Here is a 6,967-nt window from a genome sequence, read left to right as displayed (position 1 = left end):
GCGGCAAAATCATCTGCGTCGCGATGCCGCAGAAGTTTCAACTCGAGCGCCGCTACGTGAACACGTTCCTGAAGATGCTCTTCTACACGCATGCGCTGCGCCGCTTCGACAAACCGGCAGAGGAACGCCGTCGCGACAATCTCCTCATCCTCTGGGCCGACGAAGCGCAGCGCTTCGTCTCAGCCAGCGAGGATGGAATGAGCGACTACAACTGCATCGACGTGATTCGCGAAGCCCAGGCAACCGTTGTCGCCGCCGCGCAATCGTCGACTTCATTCGTGCCGCCGCTTGGTCGCGAGAAGGCACGCGTCTTCACCTTAAATCTCCGCAACCGCCTCATCTTCAAAGCCGCCGATGAAGAAGGCGCCATCGAGAGCGCCGATTTTCTCGGCCGAGCGAAGCTGATCAAGCGTTCGTGGGGCTACTCGGGCGGGAAGCAGTCGAGCAACTACAGCGAACACGACGAGCACAAGATCAAGCCGCACGTTCTACGGAACTTAGCGAAGCACACTGCCGTCGTGATTCACTGCGAACGCGGGCACCGACGCAAGCTGCTTCCGCCGATCGAGCCAGATGGAGAAGTGTGCGCGTGGTTTGGTGCCTAAGGACTGTCGGGCATTGCGGATGGCGCCGACCCAATATCCCGAACACCGTAATAGCCAATGGAGAGCAATAGATCTCGCGCCTGATCAGCGCCGATTGCCGCGGCGGGCTCGCCGCACTCATAAGCATTCCGAAGTACCGCTCTGGTTTCCTCTTGTGAGGCGAACCAGGCACGTGTGCGAGCCACCTTTTTAATTAGCACACCGAGAAGCGTCACAGCTTCAGCGGGTTTTCGTTCGCTCGCCTTTGCGAGATAATCCGAAATTAATGTCTCGTGCTCGACCGAATCGACCACGCGAAGAACTTCCGTCATCTGCCTGAGTGCCCACTGCGTTTCGAACCGGTCCGAGATGAGCCACCAGGTGAAACCATTAAGTTCCTGGCGATTCGCGCTCGGGTCGTTCCGCGCTACCGAAAATCGCCATTCCCAAAACCTCTGCCATCGCGCAACCGTTTCGGCCGTCGGCGGAGTCTTCGCTTCCTGAAACGCGCGTCCAATGGCCCACATGCCGTGAGCACGAAGGCTGTCCGAAGCGTGAGCGTAGAAAATGACGAGCAGATCGTCTTGGCGATCGAAGCCGAGCAGCCCGCGCCAATAGAAGCTGAGGAGATGATCCGCGAGACCGTCACCCGGCTTTGCAAACCCATGCTCTTCGGATTCGTCGTCCGCGGCGTTACTCGCTGCCCATCGGTATTCGTCTTGCAGCACCGGCAGTAGATCGTCATACGCGCGGGTATAGCAGACATAGCTAACCCACGCGGCGCGCCGAAATGCGGTTGCATCTTCCTCGCGCGGAAAAATCGCCGCGAGATGCGCCTGCGTCCACGCGGGATCGAGCTGATGAAGCCATGGTAGGCTATGGCCATACGACGTTCGGGCCATGAGCGTGGGTTCCCTATTATGATCGAGGTGCAATTCCAAACGCTCCCGCAGCTCCGGCATGCGGTCGAAATTGGCCGTAGGCGCGCTCGGGTTCTCCTCGGCAAGATGACGGCGGACCCAAAGTCCGTAATCAGCCAGCTGATTAAGCGCGACGCCGCGGACCCTGTTGAGCGCGAGCGTAGCGGGGTCGCCTGATGAAGCGGCTTCATCTTCCGCAGTCGGCTCCTTGTCGTCACAAAGCGCGCTGAGGATACTCCAAACCGCGCCGCGTTGAGTGAATGGGATGTCTGTCGGTCGCGGCTTCAGGCCGGCTCCAAGGAGACTGGCTATCTTCTGGCGCGTAGGTCGCCAGCTTGCATGCGAATTCTCGTGTAAATTCGAGCCGCCTGGCCGTTGCGGATCGAGCTCTATTGGTTGTGCCGCTACCCAGCCGCACAGCTCGATGATCGGCTCCCACGCAATTGACTGCTGCTTTTCCACCGCTGCCGCTAATCCTCTTACTAATGAGTGCAGATAGACTGGTTCCACATCGCGAAATCGTCCCGCTTCGCTTGCAAAACGCTCCGGTTCTTCGCCAACCAGTTGCTCGAACCTCCCGGCGAGGCCGACCTGGTCTGGTGCCATGAAGTCCGTCGAAGGCTGCCATGAGCGCATGAAGTTGATGAGTTCCGGCGACGACATCCCGCGCAGTTCTTCGAGTGTTTTTGGACTTTTGGAACCAGATTGCCACCCGGCGCTTACGATTCGCGAGCCCTCAATCCGTGGCTCACCATATTCGTTCACGAGTGCGCGATAGCGGTCCGCCCAGTCAGTCGGCAGCGCGCGCGCGATGGGCTGGAGCTGCCGCAGCGTCAAACGCTTGACGTAGTCCAGCCACTCTTCGTCTTTCATCGGCTCGCCGGTCCAAGAGAGTTCGGGGCTCGGCGGGCCTTCGGCGATCCAGCCGAGAATCGTTTGCTGCTGCGGCGGCTGAAGTCGCACGAAGTGCTCCTGGAGGAGCAGCGTGCGTTCGTGGCTGAGATCGGGCCGCTCGAAGAGGTCCCGATCTGTAAGCACCGTTGCGATGCGCTCTCCCGCGAGTTCTGGGAACAGGCGATAAAGATGCAGCCGCATCCGCTCAAAGATGTCCCACTGGTGTCCGCCCAGGATTTCGTCGAGATGGTCGAAGGTCACGGAGTTGGTGCGCAGTGCTACTTCGCACGCGTCGCGCAGAGCGGCGATCACCTCCCCGCGCGCATCGCGTTGCCAATTGAGCGGGTTCTGTTCAATCGCCGGTCTCCACACGGCCGAAAGGTCAATCGGACGGCGGCCTTCGGGCTGCCAAGTCGCATACTTGATCAGTCGGGCGAGCGTTGAAGCGAGAACTTGGATGCTCGCCCGTGGCGAAAGCTCGACCAACTCCGGGAAACCCTTTCGCAGGAGATTCCGCAGTCGCCACCATTCGGTGCGCATCTGCGGCTTCAATGAGTCCAGGCCGAATCTATGTTCTTCGCGTTCCCGCCGTTTCTTCTCGGCTTCGGGATCTGGGCCGCATTCCAGCAACGCCTCCGCAATTTTCAAGGCCGCAGTTACTTCACCCCCTCGGGCGAGATGCAGTAGAAATCGTTCGAAAGCTTCGGCGAGATGGCGTCCGTAAGGAGCGCGCCACCACTGGAGAGCGCGCTTGACCAGACGCACGGCGACTGGGACGGGCATCGCGATCGCCGCCTCAAGAAAATCTTGGTGGACGTGAAAATTCTCGGTCGAAGGGACGCCCTCGATCGTGGCCAAGGCGGCCTCAGCGGAATGCGCGGCCACTTTTATGAGATACCGGCCTTGCGGCCAAATCGGGAAGCTGATCGTGCCTTCGCTTTCATGATGCTCGACGCCGGGCGGCGAGCTGAAGATCCCGTTCGCCTTCAGAGGTTCGAGCCACTCGGGATTATCGAGCTTTGTGAAGAAGTAGTTCGCCTGCTCCGGGCGAGGAATAGCCGCCAGCGCCCGCGCGACTTGATCAGGCGTTGGCTTCGCGCAGGATGGCATCGATATTCTCCAGGGTGAGGTAGTAACTTCCGGCGAGACTGCCGAGCAGCAATTCAAAGCGGGTGAAAAGCTCTGCACACGCCGCCTCATCATCCGCATCGCAGCCCTGCCCATTTTCGTGCGCGCCGTGCTGCGCATCCGCGTGCAATGCCTTCCATTGATCTCTAGGAATGACGAGTTGATGGGGGCGCCCGGCGCTTTCTGGAATCGAAGCTTCGAGAAAACTGAGTGGGTTTTCCTTCCCGCGCGCACGCCCTTGCTCGTGCTCGTTTAGCAGTATCGCAATCTTCTCGACCAACTCCGCGGAGATCATCGCCTCCTCGAACCGCCCGCTGACGTGCTGTTCGAGCGCGACGTGGGCGACCACGAGTGGGCCGCGCGGTAAACGCTCGGTCGTCCACTGCGAGAGAATTTCGCCCACCAATCTTGGATACTGAACCTGCTTGCGCTTCTCCTTCGCGATCGCGGCGGGGAGGCCATTTGTGATGTCGCGGAGTGCGTGACAGACAAAGCGCACATAGGCCGGCGGTCTCAATTGCATGAGCATCGCCGCGCCCTTGAATGCCTCCGCGAAACCCGGACCGCCTTGATCGCGGAGCCAAGAATAGATCCGTTCGCGTTGGGGGTCCCAGCGAAAGACGGTGGCACCAGGTGCCATGGCACCGAAAGGCGAATCGGCGGTCGAGATCGCCTGCGATTGCCCGGAAGAGGACATGTTGCTCATCTTACACCCGCGCGTTTGATCTGGTGAATCAATCGCTGTATCTGCCCCGAATCCAGCGTGGACTCAAAGCCGAGCAGCGATACACAAGGCACTCCGTCGCCTCTGTTGACCATACCACTCGTTGAGGGCGAGCTGCGCGCCGACGCAAATAGTTCCCCTCTACGTTGGACGGTCATCGTTGAACGCACCGGCTCGGTTGCGGTTGAATTTGAACCGGTCGAGCTCGCCTCCCAGACGAGTTGGCTGCTCACAATGGGAATGATACAGGGAAAGTTTGTTCCTCGGGTAAGCATGCGAGGAACGGCGCCGGATGGAATCGTAGTTGAAAGTGACCACATCCACCTGCTGAACGTCAATACGGAGTCCGACGCCGCAGGCACAAGGCTAAGCCTCAGCGCAAGTGCTTCGAAGCTGAGGCTACTTTATCGGCGAATGCCCGAGACCTCCCGCGGCGTTCACGCGATCTACTTCACTGTAGGGATGCGCGCCTTCGGCTCTCCGTCTACCAACTGCCCCATCGGAAGGATCACATTGGCAGGCCCGACAACGCTCGACCGTCCCGATGACGTGCAAGGCCGAGTTCACATCGAAGCGACTGGCGAGGAGCGCCCGTTCGCCGAATGGCTCTCGGCGTGCGACCGCGAGGTCGAACGCGTCCTCGATATGATCTCGTTGGCCGAAGGCGGTTTCATCCGGTGGAGCGTGCGCCGGATTGAGACAGAGGAAGGCCTAACGGTAATTGATTGCCACGGTGCGAAGGGGGCAGGTCCAGCATGGGACGGCGTCTTCCACCATCTGAACCTACAGCCTGTGCTCGACTTGGCTGTGACGCGTTACACCGAGGAACTCTGTGAAAGGAGCGGACTTAATGTTGCACTCGAATGGTTCGTGCATCATCCGCGGTATTCTGAACTGCAATTGATCGCCGCGATGACGGCGCTTGAGCACCTGGTTGCCAGCTTTGAGCAGCGTCACGGCGTTAGCGGGATCATGGCGCCGCAGCTCTTCGAAAAGCTTCTCCAGGAGATGCAGGCGCGATGCGATGAAGCGCAACAGAACGCATCCGACTCAGGGCGACTGAGGATTGATCGGGTGAGGCAGAAACTCGCGCACATCAACGAGCCGTCCTTCCGCGATAAGCTCGAAGCGATGCTGGCGACTTACAACGTTCCGCTCGCTGGTCTTGAGCTCAGTCGTATCAGCAAGGCGGTCGCCGCTCGAAACCGTATCCTCCATCGCGGGTTGTATCGGAGCAAGGAAGGGAAAGCTGATCTTCAAGAACACGTGGCGGTTCTTCGTGAATTGCTCAAACGCATCTTTCTGACGCTCCTCGATTATGAGGGACAATACTTTTGCCTCCTGAACGGACCTGAATGGAACCACTTTCCGCCAAGCGGAGAAACCGGGCCGAACGTGCAGCAATTCTGAGGAGCGAGAGGCCAGTCCAGCCCCGTGGCAATACGAGTGCCGTTGCTCCAATCAGCCGACCGTTCAGGGAGTCCGTGCGGCTGCGTTGACCGAATAAGCCAGCGTCACGGCCCCGGCGCGGCGCTACGCCTCTTGCCGGTGATATCCGCGCCTAGTATTCGGCCGATTCGCTCGAAGATCTCGCCGCCCTCAGGATTGCGCCGTATGTCTTCCATGAGTTCTGCGATCATCGCTGACCACGCAGCGTTTCTTTTGTCACCCGGTCTTGCGGCGATTCTGCGACGGTGGCGACAGAACTGCCATTCGTGCGGCAGCTTTATCGCCGGGCGTTGCAGGTGAAGAAACGTCTCTTTGGCATTCCGCCCGGGATATTCCTTGAGGGTTTCACGAACGGGAACCCGCAGGTGCGAGTACGTGTTGATCGTCCGGAGCACGTCAGACGAGAGACGCAGGTCGTGAAAATACAGGCACTTCTCCGCGGTTTGAATTTGCGCGGCGTTAATCACCTCGGCGTCCGACGGCGACACATCAACGAGTCGCTTCCCGCGTACGCCCACTTTGTAAACCTTCGGATCGAAAAAGAACAGGCACAGCGTGGGTGCTACCGGGAGGAGCAGCTGGAATCCCGCCATTCCAAACCCGACAAACGACCTCGTCGGGTGCGCACCTACAGTGAATTGGTTCAACAATACTACGGGATCGTCGCTCGTAATGAAAGCGGCAGGCGATTGTGCGCGCAGCAGTTTGCAATTCAATGTTTGCATCTCCAGCCAGCAGGGGATCGTGCCAGTCTGAAATAGGAATCCCGGCACCCCGCCGAAATCCATCATATCTTCGGTCCAAACGCCGTCGGGCGGCGGAGGAAGATCGCCTCGCTCGATAGCGGATTTGATGACTTCGTATGCGATGCGTTTCGGGAACACCTTGGCTGATTCAACTGCTTTTCTCGTTCGGACGTGGAGCTCGGCAGCGAGAAGGCGAAGAGCGACGAGCTCCGGCTCGCGGAAATCCAACTTGGACATCAATCCAGCAAGCACCGGAGCGATATCATTCTCCGACTGCGCCAGAATCTGCTCGAGGACCTTGTCTTCTCCGTAGAAATAATTCTCCTGGCACTGCCGTTTGATCGCGCCCGCGCCGACTACCCGTGCCGGATTGATTGTTGCAATCGCAATCTGCTCGGTTGAGCCGATCCGAAACTGCCGCAGATAATGCTGCGAGACGAAATGTTGCCTCTTTTGATCCAATGGCCTGATCCTATCTAAGTTGAGGTTACGTATGTTGCCTCCCGGCGTGATCAATCATTT

5 protein-coding genes are annotated in these 6,967 nt (G+C 59.1%); 2 read left to right on the top strand and 3 right to left on the bottom strand.

The window, feature by feature from the left end:
* Nucleotides 1-605 (top strand): type IV secretion system DNA-binding domain-containing protein (locus tag ABJF10_RS28115; protein WP_348547938.1); only part of this gene is annotated, 605 nt, incomplete at its 5' end.
* Here ABJF10_RS28115 and ABJF10_RS28110 read toward each other — a convergent pair.
* A complete protein-coding gene (locus ABJF10_RS28110) occupies nt 602-3,508 on the bottom strand; it encodes a hypothetical protein (protein WP_348547937.1) in 2,907 nt (968 codons plus the stop codon). The genes ABJF10_RS28115 and ABJF10_RS28110 overlap by 4 nt on opposite strands.
* Nucleotides 3,480-4,232, bottom strand: coding sequence for a hypothetical protein (locus ABJF10_RS28105; RefSeq protein ID WP_348547936.1), 753 nt, complete (start codon nt 4,230-4,232; stop codon nt 3,480-3,482). The genes ABJF10_RS28110 and ABJF10_RS28105 overlap by 29 nt, the downstream gene beginning before the upstream one ends.
* Before the next feature lie 105 nt (nt 4,233-4,337).
* On the opposite strand from ABJF10_RS28105, the gene ABJF10_RS28100 reads away from it, so the two are divergent.
* Nucleotides 4,338-5,660 carry a hypothetical protein gene (locus ABJF10_RS28100; RefSeq protein ID WP_348547935.1) on the top strand — a complete coding sequence of 441 codons (1,323 nt, stop codon included), beginning with the start codon at nt 4,338-4,340 and terminating at the stop codon, nt 5,658-5,660.
* A 104-nt stretch (nt 5,661-5,764) separates the two neighbouring features.
* On the opposite strand, the gene ABJF10_RS28095 is transcribed toward ABJF10_RS28100, so the two are convergent.
* Entirely contained in the window at nt 5,765-6,907 is a 1,143-nt protein-coding gene (locus tag ABJF10_RS28095; protein ID WP_348547934.1) for a DUF4238 domain-containing protein, read from the bottom strand.
* Between the last annotated feature and the right edge of the window lie 60 nt (nt 6,908-6,967).

It is taken from the genome of Chthoniobacter sp., assembly GCF_040003245.1.
Lineage (GTDB): Bacteria > Verrucomicrobiota > Verrucomicrobiia > Chthoniobacterales > Chthoniobacteraceae > Chthoniobacter.
This window is presented reverse-complemented; position numbering and strand designations above follow the sequence as displayed.

Bases quoted from the DNA above. Each gene is read 5' to 3' on its own strand.
- ABJF10_RS28110 (WP_348547937.1), bottom strand. From the start codon at position 3,508: ATGCCATCCTGCGCGAAGCCAACGCCTGATCAAGTCGCGCGGGCGCTG.
- ABJF10_RS28105 (WP_348547936.1), bottom strand. From the start codon at position 4,232: ATGAGCAACATGTCCTCTTCCGGGCAATCGCAGGCGATCTCGACCGCC.